Annotated in this window: 14 protein-coding genes; 13 read left to right on the forward strand and 1 reads right to left on the reverse strand. The window is 68.5% G+C overall.

The window, feature by feature from the left end:
* Positions 1–86 precede the first annotated feature (86 nt).
* From E6C64_RS02690 to E6C64_RS02710, 5 genes are read left to right on the forward strand one after another with little or no spacing between them, the layout of a single operon-like run.
* Positions 87–1,046: an ABC transporter permease gene (locus E6C64_RS02690; RefSeq protein ID WP_136426057.1), complete on the forward strand. Its 960-nt coding sequence runs from the start codon at positions 87–89 to the stop codon at positions 1,044–1,046.
* Positions 1,043–1,906, forward strand: a complete 864-nt coding sequence (locus E6C64_RS02695; protein WP_136426058.1) for an ABC transporter permease — start codon at positions 1,043–1,045, stop codon at positions 1,904–1,906. The genes E6C64_RS02690 and E6C64_RS02695 overlap by 4 nt, the downstream gene beginning before the upstream one ends.
* Positions 1,903–3,615: a nickel ABC transporter ATP-binding protein NikE gene (nikE, locus tag E6C64_RS02700; RefSeq protein ID WP_136426059.1), complete on the forward strand. Its 1,713-nt coding sequence runs from the start codon at positions 1,903–1,905 to the stop codon at positions 3,613–3,615. The genes E6C64_RS02695 and nikE overlap by 4 nt, the downstream gene beginning before the upstream one ends.
* The gene (locus E6C64_RS02705) at positions 3,612–5,048 is read left to right on the forward strand and encodes an amidase (protein WP_136426060.1); all 1,437 of its coding nucleotides are present in this window, start codon (positions 3,612–3,614) and stop codon (positions 5,046–5,048) included. Before nikE ends, E6C64_RS02705 begins: the two co-directional genes overlap by 4 nt.
* The gene (locus tag E6C64_RS02710; protein ID WP_136426061.1) at positions 5,048–5,521 is read left to right on the forward strand and encodes a DUF3237 domain-containing protein; all 474 of its coding nucleotides are present in this window, start codon (positions 5,048–5,050) and stop codon (positions 5,519–5,521) included. Before E6C64_RS02705 ends, E6C64_RS02710 begins: the two co-directional genes overlap by 1 nt.
* A gap of 152 nt (positions 5,522–5,673) precedes the next feature.
* Here the strand turns inward: E6C64_RS02710 and E6C64_RS02715 are convergent, their stop codons facing one another.
* Positions 5,674–9,588 carry an SCO7613 C-terminal domain-containing membrane protein gene (locus tag E6C64_RS02715; protein ID WP_136426062.1) on the reverse strand — a complete coding sequence of 1,305 codons (3,915 nt, stop codon included), beginning with the start codon at positions 9,586–9,588 and terminating at the stop codon, positions 5,674–5,676.
* A gap of 306 nt (positions 9,589–9,894) precedes the next feature.
* Here E6C64_RS02715 and E6C64_RS02720 point away from each other — a divergent pair, with 306 nt between their 5' ends.
* From E6C64_RS02720 to E6C64_RS02755, 8 genes are all read left to right on the forward strand, one after another.
* On the forward strand, positions 9,895–10,854 hold the full coding sequence (locus tag E6C64_RS02720; protein WP_136426063.1) for a nucleoside hydrolase: 960 nt from the start codon (positions 9,895–9,897) through the stop codon (positions 10,852–10,854).
* 99 nt (positions 10,855–10,953) lie between these two features.
* Complete coding sequence (locus E6C64_RS02725) at positions 10,954–12,276, forward strand: extracellular solute-binding protein (RefSeq protein ID WP_158437710.1); 1,323 nt, start codon at positions 10,954–10,956, stop codon at positions 12,274–12,276.
* Positions 12,277–12,395: 119 nt separating this feature from the next.
* Positions 12,396–13,241, forward strand: a complete 846-nt coding sequence (locus tag E6C64_RS02730; protein WP_158437711.1) for a carbohydrate ABC transporter permease — start codon at positions 12,396–12,398, stop codon at positions 13,239–13,241.
* Positions 13,241–14,101, forward strand: a complete 861-nt coding sequence (locus tag E6C64_RS02735) for a carbohydrate ABC transporter permease (protein ID WP_136426066.1) — start codon at positions 13,241–13,243, stop codon at positions 14,099–14,101. Before E6C64_RS02730 ends, E6C64_RS02735 begins: the two co-directional genes overlap by 1 nt.
* The gene (locus E6C64_RS02740; protein ID WP_136426067.1) at positions 14,101–15,432 is read left to right on the forward strand and encodes a Zn-dependent hydrolase; all 1,332 of its coding nucleotides are present in this window, start codon (positions 14,101–14,103) and stop codon (positions 15,430–15,432) included. Before E6C64_RS02735 ends, E6C64_RS02740 begins: the two co-directional genes overlap by 1 nt.
* Positions 15,429–16,361, forward strand: a complete 933-nt coding sequence (locus tag E6C64_RS02745) for a carbon-nitrogen hydrolase family protein (protein WP_136426068.1) — start codon at positions 15,429–15,431, stop codon at positions 16,359–16,361. Before E6C64_RS02740 ends, E6C64_RS02745 begins: the two co-directional genes overlap by 4 nt.
* Positions 16,358–17,767 (forward strand): dihydropyrimidinase, encoded by a 1,410-nt coding sequence (hydA, locus tag E6C64_RS02750; protein ID WP_136426069.1) that lies wholly within the window; start codon positions 16,358–16,360, stop codon positions 17,765–17,767. The genes E6C64_RS02745 and hydA overlap by 4 nt, the downstream gene beginning before the upstream one ends.
* Entirely contained in the window at positions 17,764–19,119 is a 1,356-nt protein-coding gene (locus E6C64_RS02755; RefSeq protein ID WP_136426070.1) for a dihydroorotase, read from the forward strand. The genes hydA and E6C64_RS02755 overlap by 4 nt, the downstream gene beginning before the upstream one ends.

The raw sequence follows: 19,119 nt of genomic DNA on the forward strand, positions 1-19,119 counted from the left end.
CGGATGGGTACCTGAGCCGGATCGCTGACTGAATTCAGCTCAGTCGAATAGATGACCATGACGTCGGACGGGAGGAGAGTGCGGATATGACCACAGGTGTTCTGAGGCGAGTGCTCGGCAAGCTCGGAGCGCTGCTCCTCACTCTCTTCCTGGCCAGCGTCGTGATCTACTCGGCGATCCTGCTCACCCCCGGCGACCCGGTCGTGGCGCTGGCCGGCGGTGTGCGGCCGACGCCCGAGCTGATCGCGGTGATCAAGGCGGAGCACCACCTCGACCAGCCGGTCTGGATCCAGTACCTCTACTGGGTGGGCGGTGTCCTCACCGGTGACTTCGGCACTTCGTTCGTCTACAAGACGCCCGTCGTCGACCTCATCGGATCGCGGTTCGGGATCACACTGCTGCTCGTGCTCTACACGGTGCTGCTCATCGTGGTCTTCGGAGTCGGCTCGGGCATCCTCGCCGCCCGCCGCCGCGGGGCCGCGGAGAAGGCGGTGCTCGTCGGCACCTCGGTCGGCGTCGCGATGCCCACCTTCGTCGTCGCGATCCTGCTGATCTTCATCTTCGGCAGATTGCTTGGCTGGTTCCCCGTGTTCGGCGCGGGGGAGGGCCTGCTCGACAACCTGTACCACCTGACGCTGCCCGCGATCTCGCTGTCCGTGCTCTACATCGCCTACGTCAGCCGGATCACCCGCGGCGCGATCGTTGCGCAGGCGCACTCGGAGCACGTCGACACAGCGCGGGTGCGCGGCATCCCGAGCGAGCGGATCTTCCGCAACCACGTCTTCCTCAACGCGTCCCCGCAGATCCTCGCGATCTCCGGCACCACCATCGCGGGACTGTTCGCGGTCTCCGCCATCGCCGAGCAGGCCTTCGGCATCGGCGGTATCGGATCTCTGCTCACCGAGGCGGCCGCCCGCAAGGACCTGCCAGTCGTCCAGATCCTCTCGCTGCTGCTCGTGGCGCTGTTCGTGGTGCTCAACGCGGTGGTCGACGTCGTCATCGCCTTCATCGATCCCGATTCGGCCCGATCGAGGAGGACCGCATGAGCATCGGCCAACTCGCGGGCGGCAGGATCTCGCCGGTCGCGCGACGGGTCGCACAGCGCGATCCGCTCTTCATAGCCGCGGGCGTCGTGATGGCGGCGATCGTGCTGCTCGCCGTGCTGGGGCCGCTGCTCACCCCGTACGACCCGAACCAGCTGTACGTCGGTCCGGTCTTGAGCCCGCCATCGGTCGTGCACCTCATGGGCACCGACGACCTGGGTCGGGACATCCTGTCCCGGGTGCTGGCCGGGGGAGCCGCCAGCGTCTTTGGACCGGTCGTCGTGGTGGTGCTGTCGACGGTGCTCGGCTCGACCGTGGCGATCCTCTCGGCCTGGTACGGCGGCTGGGTGGATGCGGTGCTCACCCGGATCACCGAGGTCGTCTTCGCGATCCCCGGCCTGGTGCTCGCCATCCTCGCGGTCTCGATGTTCGGCAAGGGGCTGATCGCTCCCGTGCTCGCGCTGTCGATCGCCTACCTGCCCGTCGTGTCTCGCCTGGTCCGCGCGGGAGCGCGCAGCGAGCTCGGCAAGCCGTACATGGCGGCGCTGCGGATCCAGGGCGTCGGCTCGCTCGCGATCTCGTTCCGCCACCTGCTGCCGGCGCTGCTGCCCGCGATCCTCGCCCAGTCGACGATCGGATTCGGCTACGCGATGCTCGACCTGGCCGCCATCTCGTTCCTCGGCCTCGGCGCCCAGCCGCCCACCTCCGACTGGGGCGTCATGATTTCGAGCGGCCAGCCGTCACTGCTGAACGGCGCCCCGGAGCAGTCGCTGTTCCCGGCGCTGCTCGTGGTGCTGACGGTGCTGTCCGTCAACATCCTCGGCGCGCGGGTCACCGCGTGGGCGGAGCGTGCGGACGCATGACCGACCCCGTCCTCGAATTCGCGCACGTCTCGATCACAGCGCCCGGAGCCGACGGCCCGCGCACGCTCGTGCACGACTGCACGCTCCAGGTGGCGCCCGGCGAGGTGCTCGGCCTCGTCGGCGAATCGGGATCGGGCAAGACGATGTCCGTCCGCGCCGTCGCCGGACTGCTGCCCGACGGGTTCACGGTCGAGGGCGCGATCCGGATCGACGGGCAGGACATCTCCGAGCTGCCCGCGAAGCGGCTGCGGGACATTCGCGCCCGCCGGCTCGGGATGGTGTTCCAGACCCCGCGGGCGCACCTCAACCCGCTGCGGACCATCGGCGACTTCATGACCGAGGCGCTCGTCACCGTGGCGGGAGAGTCGGCGGATGCTGCCGCGCGTCGCGCCATGGAGCTGCTCGCCGAGGTCGGCATCCCCGACCCCGAGCGGCGGATGCGGCAGCGCCCCGGCGACCTGTCCGGCGGCCTGCTGCAGCGGGTGATGATCGCGGCGACGCTGGCCATGGATCCGCCGATCCTGCTGGCGGACGAGATCACCACGGCGCTCGACGTCACCACCCAGGAAGAGGTCATGGCGGTGCTCGCCGACCTCCGCCGCACCCGGCAGCTCGCCGTGCTGTTCATCACCCACGACCTCGCGCTCGCCGCGGCCGTCTGCGACCGGGTGGCGGTCATGCAGGACGGGCGGATCGTCGAGACACTGAGCGCGTCGACCATGCGCGCCGACGCCCGCGAGCCGTACACCCAGCGGCTGCTCTCGGCCGTGCTTCCCGCCGACCTGCTCAGCGGGCAGACCGCAGCCGAGCCCATCCTGGTGGTCGACGGGCTGCAGAAGACCTTCCACGTGCGCTCCGCGCGCGGCGGCCGCCGCGAGGTGTTCGTCGCCGTCGATGATGTGGGCTTCGCGCTCGCGCCCGGCGGATCGCTCGGCATCGTCGGCGAATCGGGATCCGGCAAGTCGACGACCGCCCGGATCATCTGCGGACTCGAGAGCGCCGATGCCGGCACCGTCTCGGTGAAGGGCGAGGACTGGACGACGCCCGCGCGCAGCGCCCGCGGTCGCCGACAACGAGCCCGGATCGCGCAGATGGTCTTCCAGGATCCCTACCTCTCGCTCGACCGCCGGCAGACCGTGCGGCAGTGCCTCACCGAGGCGGTGGCGGTGCATCGGAGGTCCGCCTCGCGCGCCGAGCTGCGTGCTCGCGTGGACGAGCTGCTGGCCTCCGTGCGACTCGATCCGACGCTCGCGGACCGGCGGCCGCGCTCGCTCTCCGGAGGTCAGCGGCAGCGGGTCGCGATCGCCCGCGCCCTCGCCGCCGATCCGGAGATCCTCGTGCTCGATGAGGCCGTCTCCGCGCTCGATGTCACCACGCAGGTGGAGATCCTGACCCTGCTCGACGCCATCCGACGCGACACCGGAGTCGCCCTGCTGATGATCTCCCACGACCTCGCCGCCGTCCGCCGGCTGTGCGATCAGGTGGTGGTCATGCGCTCGGGTCGGATCGTGGAGCACGGTCCCATCGCGGACGTGCTCGACGACCCGCAGGCCGAGTACACCCGACTGCTGCTCGACTCGATCCCGCGCGAGGGGTGGGTGCCGCGGCGCCGCATCCCGGCACGGGTCAGCGTGCCCGACGACTCGACGGGCGCCGCATCCGGCAGCTCGACCTCAGCCCCGATCACCGCCCTCGAGGGAGACAGATGACCGACCAGCCGACCTACCAGCCCCTGTGGCAGCGCAGCATGCGTGAGCTCGCCGCCGCGATCCGATCCCGCGAGGTCTACGCGCGCGACGTGATCGACGCGCACCTCGACCGCATCGACGAGGTGAACCCGACGCTCAACGCCCTCACCGTGGTCTTCGCCGACCGTGCGCGCGCCCTCGCCGACGACGTCGACGCGGCGTTCGCCGCTGGAAGGGACCCGGGTGTGCTGGCAGGGGTGCCGTTCACCGTGAAGGAGAACATCGACCTCAGCTGGTCGGCCACGACGAGCGGGTGGAGCTTCCTCGCGAACGCGGTGCCCTCTGGCGACGCGACGATGGTCGAACGGCTGCTCGCGGCCGGGGCCATCCCCATCGGCCGCGGCAACATGCCCGACTTCGGGCTGCGCTGGGACACCGACAACGACCTCTTCGGCCGCACGATCAACCCGTGGGATGCGGAGCGGGTGCCCGGCGGATCGAGCGGTGGCGACGCGGTCGCCGTGGCCACCGGCATGACGCCGCTCGGCCTCGGCAATGACTACGGCGGCTCGCTACGCCTGCCGGCCTACGCCGCCGGTGTGTGCGCGCTTCGACCGACGGCCAATCGCATTCCCGCCCCCGTCGTCTCGTCGGCCGAGCCGGTGTCGCTGACGCTGCAGCATTTCGCCGTCAACGGTCCCATCGCCCGGACGGTAGACGACCTCGACACCGCCTTCTCCCTCATGCAGGGCGGCGATGGCCGGGATCCGCTGGCGCTCAGCCTGCCGCACCCGTCGACCTACGACGGGGTTCGGCGGGTGGCCGTCGTCCGCGACCCCGTGGGATGGGGAGTCGACCCGCAGGTCGCCGATGCGGTGGCCCGTGCGGCGGATGCGCTCGCCGGTCGCGGCTGGGAGGTCGTCGACGCCGAACCGCCCTTGCTCGAGGAGGCGGCGCAGCTCTGGCGCCAGCTCTCGACTGCCGAGATGGTGGGCGCATTCCTGCCCGGAGGGCTGCCCGAGCCGCTGAGCGACGGCTCCACCTCCTACTTTCTCGACAACGCGTCCGAGGTCGCGCCTTTCGCATCGATCGAGGAGTACGCCATGGCCTGGGGCCGCCGTGTGGCGATCGCCGCGGCATGGCACGCCTTTCAGGCGCAGCACCCGATCATCCTCGGCCCCGTCTCGGGCCGTCGGATGCCGCGGATCGGCTTCGACCTGGAGGGTCCTGCCGCGACGACCGAGCTGTTCCGCGCGCACGCGCTGCTCGTCGCCGTGAACTTCCTCGGCCTGCCCTCCGTCGCCGTGCCGACCGGGCTGGACGAGGACGGCCTGCCGACCGGCGTGCAGCTGATCGGCCCGCGGGCGGGCGACCACGTTGCCCTAGCGGCGGCGCGGGACGTCGAGGCGGTCCTCGGGCATGTGCGCCCTGAGGTGCGGGTGGCGGTCTCCTGATGGCCGAGTCGAACGGGTTGCTCGAGCCGACTCTGGAGTTCGTCTTCGAGCTCCGGGTGGAGGTCTCAGAGCCGATCCGGGTGGGGCGGACCGCATCGGAGGACCTCAACGTCACGCCGATCGTCGGCGGAACCATCGACGGCCCGCGGCTGCGCGGCAAGGTGCTCGGCGTCGGCGCCGACTGGTGGGTGACGCGCGGCGCGACCACCCAGCTCGACGCGCGCTATCTGATCGAGGCCGAGGACGGGTCCGCCATCGACGTCGTCAACCGCGGCTACTGGCACGCCGGGCCGGAGCTAGAGAAGCGACTTTTCGGCGGCGAGGCCGTGGGGGAGGACGAGCTGTACTACCGCACCGCGTTCGCGTTCCAGACCGGATCCGAGGCGCATCGCTGGCTCACGGAGGCGCAGTTCGTGGGCTACGCGCGCCCGGAGCCCGGGTTCGTCTGCATCCGGGTGTTCCGGCTGGGGTGACGCGGCCGAACCGCGCTGTCTCTGGAACGTGCGCTCGCGGTAACCCTGACGTCGCGCTGGCCTCACGCGGTCGGTAGGTCCGAACGCGGTAGGTCTACCTACCGCGTTCGGACATAACTACCGCGCGAAGGGGTGTGCAACTTGGGACGGGTTCACGCCAGATCCCGCATCCGCGCCGCGAGCCCCTTGTCCCCACCGCTCCGCCGCTCATACGTCGTCGCGATCACCAGCAGCACCGCACCTGCGGTCGCCAGCGTGATCCACCACCACGTCGCGCTGATGGTCGTTCCGATCTGCACGGCGAACACGATCGCGATCTCGATCGGCAGGGCGATGATGCCCAGCAGGAACGGGGCGCCCAGCTTGCGCAGCGACCCGATCAGGATGGCGACCAGCGCCAGACCGAGCACGGTGATGGCCCGCCAGGTCTGCGGGTCGGTTCCGGTTGCGAGCATCGACGGGAGCAGGGTCGCGATGATGCCCGGCGCGAGCAGTGGCCAGGAGCCGGTGAAGCGGATCGGCCAGCTGTTCAGCGTGGCGCGGCCGACCAGTGCGTCGCCCTCCGCCGGCTTCATGGCGAGCACGCCGGCGCCGAGCAGGGCGAGTCCGAGGGGGAGGGAGAACGCCTCGACCCGCAGGTCGCGGATGCTCCACCCGGCGACGGCGGTGAACCAGGCGATCGCGTAGACGGTCCAGACCGGCGGCAGGGTCACCCGTCGGTGCCGCGCTTGAGCGACGATCACGAGCATGAAGATCAGCAGCGCGACGGCGAGGCCCCACAGCGTCCAGATCGGGAACCAGCCCTTGCGCACGCCACTGATCGGGCCTGCGACGAGGAAGACCAGCGCGGGCAGGTAGTACCAGCGGGTGAGGAAGCCGTCGGGCCGCTCGGCCGGTCTCGAGACGCGCCGTAGACGGCGCTCCTCGACCAACGAGTTGGCGGGCTTGGTGACGTCGCTTCGGCGCTCCTCGACCAACGAATCGGCCGGTCTCGAGACGTCGCTTCGCTCCTCCTCGACCAACGAGGATGGGGCGATCAACGAGGGTGCGTCCGCGAGCAGGCGAGCCAGCCGCCAACCGGCGACCGCCGCGAGGGCGAATGAGACGAGGCTGAGGCCGAGGATCGGCGTCATGATCGCCTCGCCGAACCCGGCGTAGCTCTCGTCGAGCTCGCGGCCGTAGCGGAGTGCCTGGATCGTTCCGGCGGACGCCGTAACCAGCGCGACGACGAGGGTCGGGAGCACCAGGCTGCGGGCTGACGCCATCCGACCTTCCGCACGCGTGCAGGCGATCGCGAGGACCAGCAGCGCGCCCGATCCAACGAGGAGGGCGGGCGTCCGCCAGGCCTGGCCGAGCGCGCCATCCGATCCCCAGACGGCAAGCAGTCCGAGGGTGGGCAGCGGGGCGACGCCGAGTCCGATCCAGTACAGCCAGAGCGCGGGGCGACGGGTGCGCTCCCGGTCGCGGAGTACAAGGATCGCGCCGATGAGCGCGGCGACGAGGGTCGGCGGCAGCACGTACGGCTCGAGCACGTCGACGTCGCTGAGGAACAGGAAGCACCAGAGGGCTCCCGTGAAGCTGATGAACGAGAGCGGCCAGCCGTAGAAGCGGCGGGCGAACAGAGCGGTCGCGGCGGCGCCGATGCCGAGGATCACCAGCACGACGAAGGTGGTGCCGACGCCGGCAGCGGAGCGGACGAGGGCGAGCAGGACGGCGATCGCTCCGGTGAGCAGCGACGACGCCTCGATCGCGGACCGGACCACGCGCGCCTCGGTGACCGTGATGCCGTGCCGCTCGAGAGCCTCCTCTATGCGCGTGACCAGCGGCAGGACGATCGCGACGATGACCGCGATGATCGGCAGGGTGACGGGGGAGCCGCTCGTCTCGAGGAACTCGGCGCCGAAGCTGATCACCACGACCGCTAGGGCCGGCACGAGCAGGGCGGCCGCGAGTCCGCGGACCACGATGGTGAGGCCCGGTCGTCGGGTCAGCACGAGGGTGAGGCCGAGCGCGAAGGTGACGGCGGTGGAGACCCCGGTCCAGCCGCTGCGCTCTCCGATGACCGACGCGATGCCGATGAGGAACGGCACGCTCGTCACGGCGAGCACCGCCCACCAGTGCCGCTTCTCGACTCGACGGGTCAGTGTGGCGACCAGGGCCGCGATGGAGCCGAGCGAGGTGACGAAGCAGAGTACGGCGTCCGTCTCGACGCCGGCGTTCGCGAGGGCGGCGGTGAAGAGGCCGAGCGCGTAGGCGTAGCCGATCGTCGTGTGCAGCGGGCGGACGACGCTTGGGAGCGTGAACGCGACCGGCACCCACACGACGAGTGCGGCGATGCCGACTGGAACGAGGATCGCCTCGTCGGTCGCGGCGAGGCAGGCGGCCACGATCGGCAGCAGATGCGCGGTGGCGATGAGCGGGATGCGGGCGCTGAGGTGGGCACGCTGCAGCCGCGGCAGTCGGATGAGGGCGAGTGCGAGGAGCAGTGCGATCGCGAGTCCGAAGGCGGCCTGGCCGGCGGGGAGCAGGCGCGACCAGAACATGAGGTCGAGGGCGGTGAGGCCGGCGATCCAGAGGGCTGCCGCGAGTGCGACGCGGGCGAGGACCCTGGTGTCTGCGGAGCGGCGGCCGAACGCCCAAAGGGCGGCGCTGCCGGCCGCGATGGCGAGCAGTCCGAGGATCGAGGCGGTGTCGCTGACGTCTCCGGGGGAGGCGAACTCGGAGCTGTCGAAGGCGGAGATGAATCCGAGAGCAGCAGGTGCCTGGGCCACGAGGAGCAGGACCGTCCAAGCTCCAGCGAGCAGCGGCGTGCGGTGCACGGTCTTCAGGCTCGGCAGGGCGGCGAGGACGGCGACGGCGATCGCTGCTGCCAGAGGCACGAGGACGATCAGCCAGGTGGAGTTCTCGAGGGTGAGTGTGAGCGGCAGCAGGGCGATGGCGACGACGGTGAGCAGTCCGGCGAGGATGCTCCAGACGGCCGGGATCGCGTGCCGGGTGCTGAGCGCGGCCAAGGCCGCCAGAACGAGGATGACCAGCGTCGAGCCGAAGGCTTGCGCGGTGCCGTCGATTCCGGAGATGGCGATCAGCTGGATGAGAACGACAGGGATGATCAGCAGCTGGATCGTGGTGGCGGTTCCCTCATCGGCGCGCAGGCGTCCGTCGAAGCGGGTGGCGAGGCGAGGGGTGACGAAGTGCACGAGGAGCGCGAGCGCGGCGACGCCGAGGTGGCCGACGATCGGACCCCAGACGCTGACGCCGCTCGGTGCGGCACCCGACTGGTTGAGCCCTGACGCCTCGGAGGTGTCGTAGCCGAACATCGCGGGCGTGATGGTGACGCCGACGATGCCGAGCCACAGCCAGGTGCGGATGCGGGCGAGCAGGCCGGCCGCGCCTAGGGCGACGGCCCCGACGATGGTGCCGATGCCTGCCAGTGCCCAGACCGAGACTCCGGGGAAGGCCTGGCTGGCGAAGTTGTAGACGTCGATCGCGAGGAACACCCCGCCGAGCGCGCCGACCGCCTCGGCGGAGAATCGGAGGCGGGTGCGGGCCATGAGGGCGGCACTGCCGAGGAAGACGAGGGTGACGATCGCGATGATCAGCGTGCGGACGCCTGCGTCGCGCAGGTCGGGGTTGAAGAAGGTGAAGACGATCGCGGCGATGGCGACCAGGGCGGCACCGACGACGGCGAGGACGGACTGGACGCTGACGGATTCGGTCTCGGGGCGGTCCGGGCGCGACGAAGGGGTGTACGGGGCGTAGAGGGTTCCGGCGGTGACGCTCCGGTTCTTCTGAGTGGCGAGAGGCGCCGCCACTCTCTCCGCGTCCTGGGCCGCTTTGGCCGTTGCGAAGTCCGGATGGACGGGGATGGCCGCGAGCAGTTCGGCCCGCTGGTCGAAGCGGGTGGCGAGCTCGAAGCTCTCGTCGAGCAGTTCGCGGGTGGCGGGGCTGGTGAGGTCGAGACCGCATTTGGGGCAGAACTGGCCGTTGGTGAGCACTGTGGCGCAACGCGGGCAGACCGTGGTGAGGCGCAGCTGCTCCGCCACCTTGCGACTCCAGAGAACGCTCATAGCTGGAGTCTAGGAATCCTCAGCCCCTGCGCACGGGATCGTTACATGGTCGAGTTGTGGTGCCCACACGGCGGAGGACCTGTTCAGAAGAGGATTTCCCATGCCAGGCCGTGCTCGGCCACTCGCCAGGAACGCTGATGAACGGCAGATCCACCCCGTTCTCGACGCTCCTTCAGCCAAACGACTCGTGGAATGGTTACGTAACCAGAACGTAACACCCGCGGATTGATTACGTAACCAGAGGGGGGTTTTATGGGTCTCACGGGACGAGGATTCGATGTTCCGATGATCTAGGAGCGCGACTGCATGACCCCTCGCAAGCTGATCCTCGATGTGGACACAGGAACCGACGACGCCGTCGCGATCATGCTGGCCGCACTCCATCCCGACCTGGATCTCCTCGGCTGCACCACTGTCAACGGCAACATCGAGGTCGAGTACTGCACCAACAACACTCTTCGCGTCCTCGACTACATCGGGCATCCCGAGATCCCGGTCTATGAGGGCGCCAAAGAGGCCATCGTGCGTAAGGATCTGCCGATCCCTCGCAAGGATCGGATGTCCGAGGCGGACAGTCACGGTCTCGAGCTGCCAATACCTCAGCCGACCTCCGTCAAGCAGAGCGCCCACGCCGTCGAATACCTCATTGAAACCTACCGATCTGCCACCGAACCGATCACCCTCGTACCTGTCGGCCCTCTGACGAACATCGCACTCGCCATCAAGCTGGATCCCGGCTTCGTGGATCGCGTGCCCGAGCTCGTGATCATGGGAGGCGGCCATGAGATCTCGAACACGACCGCCGCGGCAGAGTTCAACATCTGGGTGGATCCCGAGGCGGCAGACGTCGTCTTCCAGGCCGGGTTCGCCAAGATCACCCTCGTGCCCCTCGAGGCAACGCATCAAGCCCTGGTCTCACTCGATCACGCGGCTCAGCTCCGAGCCCTCGGCTCACCGGCTGGCGAGGCATCAGCCCGGTTCATCGAGCGTCGGATCGACGCCTACGACATGGGACAGCCCATGGAGATCCCGCAATCAGCGCCAGTGCACGACGCCCTGTGCGTCGCGTACCTGCTCGACCCGAGTGTCATCGAGCTGCGCGACTATCACGTCGCCATCGAGACGCAGGGCCGGCACACCCTCGGTCGCACCGTGATCGACACCCACTTCCGCGGAAAGCAGGCGCCCAACGCCCGCGTCGCGGTTGGCTCCGACCCGGAGAAGTTCGTACGCATCCTCCTCGACGCCTTCGCGCCTGAGCACTGATCCACCTCGCATCTTCACCACGCAGCTCCAATCAGCAGTTCGCTCGCCACATCGCACCACCTCATCACCGCCCCGCTCCACCCATCTCAAGGAGACACAGTGAAACTGACAAGGGCACTCGCTGGCGCGAGCATCCTCGCGCTCGCCGCGACGCTCGCCGCCTGCTCGTCCGACTCCGGTGGCGAAGCCACCGCCGACTGCCCCGACGGGGTGACCACACTCACGCTGCTGCGCGCCGAGAACAATCCCCCGAAGGACGAGTTCATCGCGCAGTGGGAGAAGGCCAACTCCTGCTACAAGATCGCCGTCGACGAGGTGCCCTTCGACCAACTCGCCACCAAGACGCAGCTGATCGGCAGCGAGGATGGCGGTCCAGACATCCTTGAGGTCGACGGACCGAACACTCAGACGTTCGCGGCGGCAGGGCTCCTGCTCCCCATCGACGACTACCTTCCAGACGGCTACGCGGACGAAGCGGTCGCCGCCTCCGTGGCAGAGCTCAGCTATGACGGCAAGACGTACTCGACTGGCATGGCACAGACCACCCTCGGCCTCTACTACAACAAGACCATGCTGGATGGGCTCGGCATCATTCCGCCGACCACCCTCGACGACGCCTGGACCTGGGATGAGGCCCTGAAGGTGATGCAGCAGTGCCAGGTGGGCGACGCCGAGAATCCCGATGTGTTCGGTCTCGCCCCGTCTGCCTTCGGGAACGGAACGGCCGGCAATGCCTACCGCGACATGGTGATTCTCCGCAGCGCCGGTGATCCGACCGCAGCGAAGGGCTCGTCGGCGTACAACACCTACTGGGCGATCGCCCCGGAGGGCGACACGGTCGATGGCTACCTCAACACCCCGGAGGCCATCAGCGCAGCAAAGGTCTACCAGTCCATGTACCAGGGATCGACGAAGGTGACCTCCAACGAAGGGCTGCCCAACGCGTTCGCCGACGGCAAGGCGTGCTTCGACCTGCAGACTTCCTATCTCGCGGGCAACCTGGCCGCAACCCCGCCGGACTTCGAATGGGGCATCACCCCCGTCCCTTACATAACGACGCCCATCGTCCACACCGGCGACGTGGTGCTCGCTGTCTCGTCCAAGACGGAACACCCCGAGGCGGCGGCGAAGTTTGCAATCGACCTCGGTATCGGCGAGGAAGGGCTCGCGTGGGTCGCCTCGAACAAGTCGTTCCCGTCGATCACCACGACGGACTCGCAGTTCGACTACCTCAAGGATCCGCCGCTGTCGATCCTCAACGACGAGCTCGTCGAATGGGGACAGCCGCGTCCGCCGTCCACGCATTTCGTGGAGTACGACCAGCTCGTCAGTGAGGGACTGCGTGACATCGCATTCGGCGCAGACCCTGCATCGGCGCTGAATGACACCGTGTCGAAGGTGGACGACGCGCTCGCGCGCTGACCTCATCCATGACCAGCTCCCACCCCATCTCCGCCCGTGTGCCCGGCCAATCGGTCGGGCGCACGGCACGGCGACGTTCCCGGAACGGGGCCGGTCCCGCTCATTCGGCCCGGATCGGGATGGCCTTCGTCACCCCGTTCCTGCTTTTCCTGATCGTGTTCCAGTACATCCCCATCGGGATGCTCGTGCGCAACAGCTTCTTCGACTACACGCTGCTGCGCCCGGACGACCAGAAGTTCGTCGGCCTAGGCCAGTTCGAACGGATCCTCGCCGACCCGTCCGTCACCAGCACCTTCGGCGTCACCCTTCTCTTCGCCCTCGGCGTCCTCGTGCTCGTCGTACCGCTCGGGTTCCTCGTCGCGGTGTTCCTCAATGGTCGCTTCCCCGGGCGCTCGATAGTGCGGACGATCGTCTTCCTGCCTGTGGTCACCTCGGTGGCCGTGACGTCAACCATGTGGCTCTTCATGCTGACCAAGAACGGCGGCCTCGTGAATTCCGCCATCACTGGCTTGGGCCTGCAGCCAGTCGCCTTCCTCACCAGCATCCCGTGGGCGCTGATCAGCATCATCGTCATGAGCGCCTGGCAGCAGATCGGCTTCGCCGCGGTGCTGTTCCTCACCGGTTTGCAGTCGGTTCCAGACGACGTGATCGAGGCTGCTCGGGTGGACGGGGCCAGCCGCGCCCGCGTCATCTTCTCGATCATCCTTCCGCTGATGAGCCGGACGACGCTTTTCGTGGTCATCACGATGACCGTCTTCTCACTGCAGGCCTTCGCTCCCGCATTCCTCATGACGAGCGGAGGTCCGGAGGATTCCACGAGTCTCGTCGTCTACGCCATCTACAACGCAGCCTTCAAGCTGCAGGATCCCGGCTTCGCGTCGGCCCTCGCTGTGGCCGTCATGTTCATCGCTTTGGTCCTGAGCGGGATCCAATCGCTGTTCCTCCGAACGAAGTGGAGCTACTGATGGCCGTCCGCGCCCGTCGAGGCGTCTTCCGCCTCAGCCGCGCCGCGGTGACCGTCGCCGTGATCGCCATCGTTGTGATCGCCTTCCTCCTCCCGTACCTCTGGATCCTCTCTTCCTCGTTCAAGGATCAGTCGACCATCTTCTCGGACGTGTCCCCTCTGAGCTGGAAGACCTTCTGGCCGACAGAGGGCTCCCTCGCGAACTACTTCAGCACCATCGAGACGAAGAACGTCGGTCGGGCCATGCTCAATTCGGTGATAATCGCCGTGCTGCAGGTCATCTTCACCCTCGTCCTCGGCTCGCTCGCCGCCTTCGGCCTCACCCGGATCAAGTTCCGAGGGAGTGGGCTGCTGTTCGGACTCATCCTCGTGACCTTCCTGGTGCCGATGGAGGCCCTAGTCGTCCCGCTCTACGCGTGGATGGGCGATCTCCACCTCCGCAACTCGTTGGTCGCGGTGTTCCTCCCGTGGATCGCGAGCCCCTTCGCGCTCTTCATGCTGCGACAGGCATTCGAAGAGATCCCCACCGAGCTCGACGAAGCGGCCTACATCGACGGCGCGGGGCCGTTTCGGGTGTTCTGGAGCGTCATCCTGCCGAGCGTTCGCTCCACTGTCGTCGGCTGCGGTCTCGTCGTGTTCCTGTTCTCGTGGAACAGCTTCCTGTGGCCACTGGTCGTCAACAGCTCGAGCGCGCAGCAGGTCATCCAGGTCGCGGTCGCACAGTCCGCTGCCCCGGGTCAACTGCCGAACTGGGGCGAGACCTTTGCCGGCGCGATGATCGCCACGCTCCCCCTGATTCTCATTTTCCTCTTCGCCCAGCGGCACATCGTGCAGGGTCTTGCGTCGTCGGGACTGAAGTGATGACCCCTGCCGGTTCGCTTGGGCGCTCGGACACCGATGCCCTGCTGCGCTCGATCGTCGACGAAGTGTCCACTATCGGGATGCTGGACGACGGCGCCACCCATCGACTCGCCTACAGCGCCGAGGAGCGCCGCGCGCACGACGTACTGGCAGCTCGCTTCGCCGGGCATGCGCCCGGTCGGTTCTCGACCAAGGTGGACGAAGCAGGCAACCGCTGGATCACCCTCATCGGTCGACAGCCACGGCTGCCTCCGGTTCTGACCGGATCTCACTTGGACTCCGTGCCGCACGGCGGCGCCTGGGATGGCGCGCTGGGTGTCTACAGCGGGGCAGTGGCTCTCCTGCAGCTTGCCGAGGGCGAATCTCCGCTTCGCTCGATCAGCCTGATCGCCTTTGCGAGCGAAGAGTCACCGCGTTTCGCGCAGTCGGCCTACCGCTTCGGCAGCCGAGCCATCGCTGGGCGGATCGACCGCGAGGATGTGTACAGGCTCGTCGACGACGGTGGCATCACCCTGGCCGACGCAATGCAGGCCCTCGCGATGGATCCGCGGCTCGTCGCGGATGCGTTCGTGCCGCCTTCCCAGTTCCACGCGCTGCTGGAATTGCACATCGACCAAGGACTGCTGCTGAAGCAGGCGGGCCTTCCCGTGTCGGCAGTCAGCGCCATCACCGGCTCCTGCCGCCTACGTGTGACCGTGGTCGGCCAGGCGGACCATTCCGGAGCCGCTCGGATGAGTGCGCGGCGTGACGCGCTGGCCGCCGCCTCGGAGATCGTCCTCGCGGCGGAGCGCATCGCGAAGGCGGATCCCCACGACGACCTGGTCCTCACCGTGGGGGCGATCCGTGTCGAGCCGGGTGCTGTCAGCGTCGTACCCGGATTGGCCGAGCTGACCGTCGACATCCGGTCGGTCGACGCGGCCACCATGGATGCAGCGCAGCAGGGGATTCGAGCCGCCATCGCCGACATCGCGCAGACTCGCCGGGTCGAAGCGACGATCGGGGTCATCCGCGATGTTGCGCCGATCGCGATGAGCGAGCACGTCATCGACGTGACCCTGTCTGCCCTGCGTGACAACGGGCTTCCGGCGAAGCGCATGCCGAGTCACGCCGGACACGACACGGGCAGCTTCGCCGGACACCCGCGCCTCGGCATGATCTTCGTCCGCAACGACTCCGGGCGGAGCCATTCACCCGACGAGCACATCGCGTGGGCGGATGCAGTCGCCGGCACCGACGTGCTCCGATCCTCGCTGACCGCCCTCGCCAACGAAGCCGCTGGGGCGCACCCGGCAGTCAGCACCGCGACGACCATCCCTGAGGGGGAGCAATGAGCACCACGACCACCATCGGCCTGATCCAGTTCACGGCCTCCGCAGACCCAGATCTCAATCGGGCAACCGCCCTCTCGATGACCGAAGCCGCGGCCGACTCGGGCGCGCGCCTCGTCCTGCCTCACGAGCTTGTCGCGACCCAGTACTTTCCCGCGTTCCCGATCTCCGACACCTACTTCGACCTCGCCGAGCCAGTAGACGGCCCTACCGTCACGGCGTTCCGCGAACTCGCTGCGCGTCGGGGCATCGCCGTGCTGGTCCCGTGGTTCGAGCGAGCGGGTTCCGGTCGCTACTTCAACACCGCGGCGTTCGTCGACGAGCACGGCGATATCCTCGGTCTCTGGCGGAAGGTGCACATTCCACGGGTACAGGTCCCGGCGGGCAACGGGACTATCGAGGTCGACGAGAAGTACTACTTCGAGGAAGGCCACGAGCAGTACGGCGTCGTCGATTGGAACGGCGTCGCCGTCGGGGTGCTGATCTGCCACGACAGGCACTTCCCGGAGGCGGCCCGCGCCCTTGCCCTCCAAGGCGCAGACCTGCTGCTCGTCCCGTCGACCTCCCGCGGGATCCCGGATTCCGCTGATCCGGTCGCCACCTGGCGGACGGAGCTCGGCGCCATGGCCATCCAGAACTGCCTCTTCGTCGCTGCCACCAACAGGACCGGGCTCGAGGGGGAGCAGGTGTTCATGGGGGCAAGCCTCGTCGTCCACCCTGGGGGCGACGAGCTGTCCCGACTCGGCGCGGAGCCGGGCATCGACGTCATCGAGATAGAGCCGGCAGCCGCGGAGCGCGTGCGGCGGGCCCGCGGCTTCTTCCGCGATCGCCGTCCCGATCTCTACGGCGCGATCGTCGAGCGGGACGCCGCGACCGCCTCCGCACGGGTCCGGCCCGCGTCGGGCGCCGATGTTGCAGGAGCCTCTCGATGACAACCGGCGCATCCATTGTCGTCCGCGGTGGACGTGTGCTGCAGGGGGACGACCTCGTCGACGCCGATGTGCTGATCGAAGACGGCATCATCACCGCGATCGGCGCGTTCGATGCTCCCGAGGGTGTGGCCGTCGAGGATGCGACAGGCCTCATCGTGCTGCCCGGGATGATCGACCCTCACGTCCACGTCGGCTGGCCGGGCGCAGCCGACGACTTCGCCACAGGTTCGCGGGCGGCGATCGCCGGAGGAGTGACGACCTTCATCGAGTTCGCCGTGCAGTTCCCGGGCGAGAGGCTCGAGGACGTCGTCCAGACCTGGAAGGACTGGGGAGCGCGGAGCGCGTGCGACTTCGCGCTGCACGCCATCGTGAGCGACAGCACCCCGGCCACCCTCGAGGCCATGGGACGCGTCGTCGAGGCGGGCGTCACAAGCTTCAAGATGTTCATGACCTCGCAGCACAGCGGCGGTCTCGGAGTGGACGACGGCACGCTCTTCGAGATCATGCAGCGGGTGGCCGAGCTCGGCGGTCTGTCGATGGCGCATTGCGAGAACGACGAGGTCATCGGTCACCTCGCGGAGAAGCTCATCGCCGACGGCGTCGTCACCTCCGCCGGGCACTCGGCAGCCCGTCCGCCGCTCGTCGAGGCCGAGGCCATCGCTCGGGCCGTCAGGCTCGCAGATGCAGCCGGGTCGGCCTTCTACATTCCGCACCTGTCGTCTGGCGACGGCCTGCAGGCGGCACTGCTCGACACGGGGCGGCGCGTGCCGGTGATCGCCGAGACCTGCCCACAGTTCCTCGCGCTCACCGCCGACGTCTACTCCCGTCCGGATGGAGCGCACTACGTGATGTCACCGCCCATCAAATCGGCTCAGGATCAGGTAGAACTCTGGGAAGGGATCATGGATGGGCGCCTCTCGACGGTCGGCTCGGACCACTGCCCGTATCCGCGCGACTTCAAAGACGAGAACGCACACACCGACTTCCGCCGAATTCCCAACGGCGTGCCGGGTGTCGAGACTCTGCTGCCCGTCATGTTCACGCTCGGCGTCCGCTCGGGTCGCCTCACGATCGGCGATCTCGCTCGGATTTGTAGCCTGAATCCGGCACGGATCTTCGGTCTCGATGACCGCAAGGGATCCGTATCACTCGGCAAGGATGGAGACCTGGTCCTGTTCGATCCGGATCGACGATTCGGTACCGCCCCCAGCGACCTCAACAGCGACATCGACTACTCGATCTATGAGGACCTCGAGCTGTGGGGCATGCCCGTCGCCACGATCGCGTCCGGATCCGTGGTCGCGCGTGAGCAGCGCATCGTCGATGACGCACACCGCGGGCGCTTCCTCGCACGGACTCCCGGCGTCGTGCTCGACGACTTCGATCGCCGGGTGGTCCGGGCGTGACCTCGCTGAGCATCCACAATGCCCGCGTGTGGGCCGATGGCCGGTTCTTCGAGGGCGGCGTACGAGTGGAGGACGGCCGCATCGCTGCGCTGGCGCGTGACCCAGGGAAAGCCGACACGGTCCTCGACGCGGCAGGTGCCATGCTCATCCCCGGTGCCGTGGACATGCACGTGCACTTCCGCGATCCGGGTTCCCCTCACAAGGAGGACTTCGGCACGGGCTCGGCCGCCGCGGCTCTCGGCGGGGTCACCACCGTGCTGGATATGCCGAACACGAAGCCCGCCGTCCTCGACGCCTCATCCTTCACCGCCAAGCGGACCGCGGTCTCGGGCAGATCCTTCGTCGATTTCGGGCTCATCGCGGCGGCGGACCCGAGCAACCAGGCTCACATCGCACGCCTCGCCGAAGCTGGCGCAGCCGCGTTCAAGTTCTTCACCTACGAGCGACGCGATGCACCGCCTGCAGGCATCCTCGATGACGCGACTCTGCTCGACCTGCTCCGCGCCGTCGCGGAGACCGGAGTGCGTGCGCACGTGCACGCGGAGAACGACAGCCTCGTCAAGGCGGGTCGCGCACGGGAGCGCGACAGCGGCGACTGGAGCGCGCACCTCCGATCACGCCCGGCTCTGGTCGAGGAGGAGGCGGTCGCGCGGACCATCCTCTTCGCCCGCGAAGCCGGTGCGCTATTGCACGTCTGCCACCTCTCGAGCGCACGCTCTCTCGCTCTCATCGAGCGAGCCCGGCGTTCCGGACAGATCGTCACGGCCGAGGCGACCCCACAGCACCTCCTCCTGGACGAGAAGGGCTATGCCCTGCTCGGCGCGGACCTCATCATGGTGCCGCCAGTGCGCACCGAGGAGGACCGGGGCGCCCTGCACATGGGCCTCGCGAGCGGCGCCATCGACGCGGTGGCGACCGATCACGCTCCGCACACCGACGACGACAAGACTGGAGCGCCGTTGGCCATCTCGACCGGCCTCGTCGGAGTGCAGTGGTCCTACCCGCTGATGCTCACCGAGGCCTTGGAGGGTCGCCTCACCCTCGCGCGCGCGATCGACGCGATGTCCACGCGGCCCGCGACGATGCTCGGCTGGAGAGGCAAGAAGGGCGTCATCCAGGTCGGCGCCGACGCCGACCTGGTCCTCGTCGAGCAGTCCGCCAGCGTGCTCGACCGCAGCGCTCTCGCAAGCCGCGGGCACTCGACGCCCTTCGCCGGCACGCGGGTGCGTGCACGCATCCGCGACGTGATCGTGGGCGGCCGGGTGCAGGTCGCCGACTCCCAACTCGTAGGAGCGCCCACCGGGGTCTTCGTGACCCCGGGCGTTCGCTCTCCAGAAACCCGAAAGGCCTGA

This window comes from Naasia lichenicola, assembly GCF_004801885.1.
Lineage (GTDB): Bacteria > Actinomycetota > Actinomycetes > Actinomycetales > Microbacteriaceae > Naasia > Naasia lichenicola.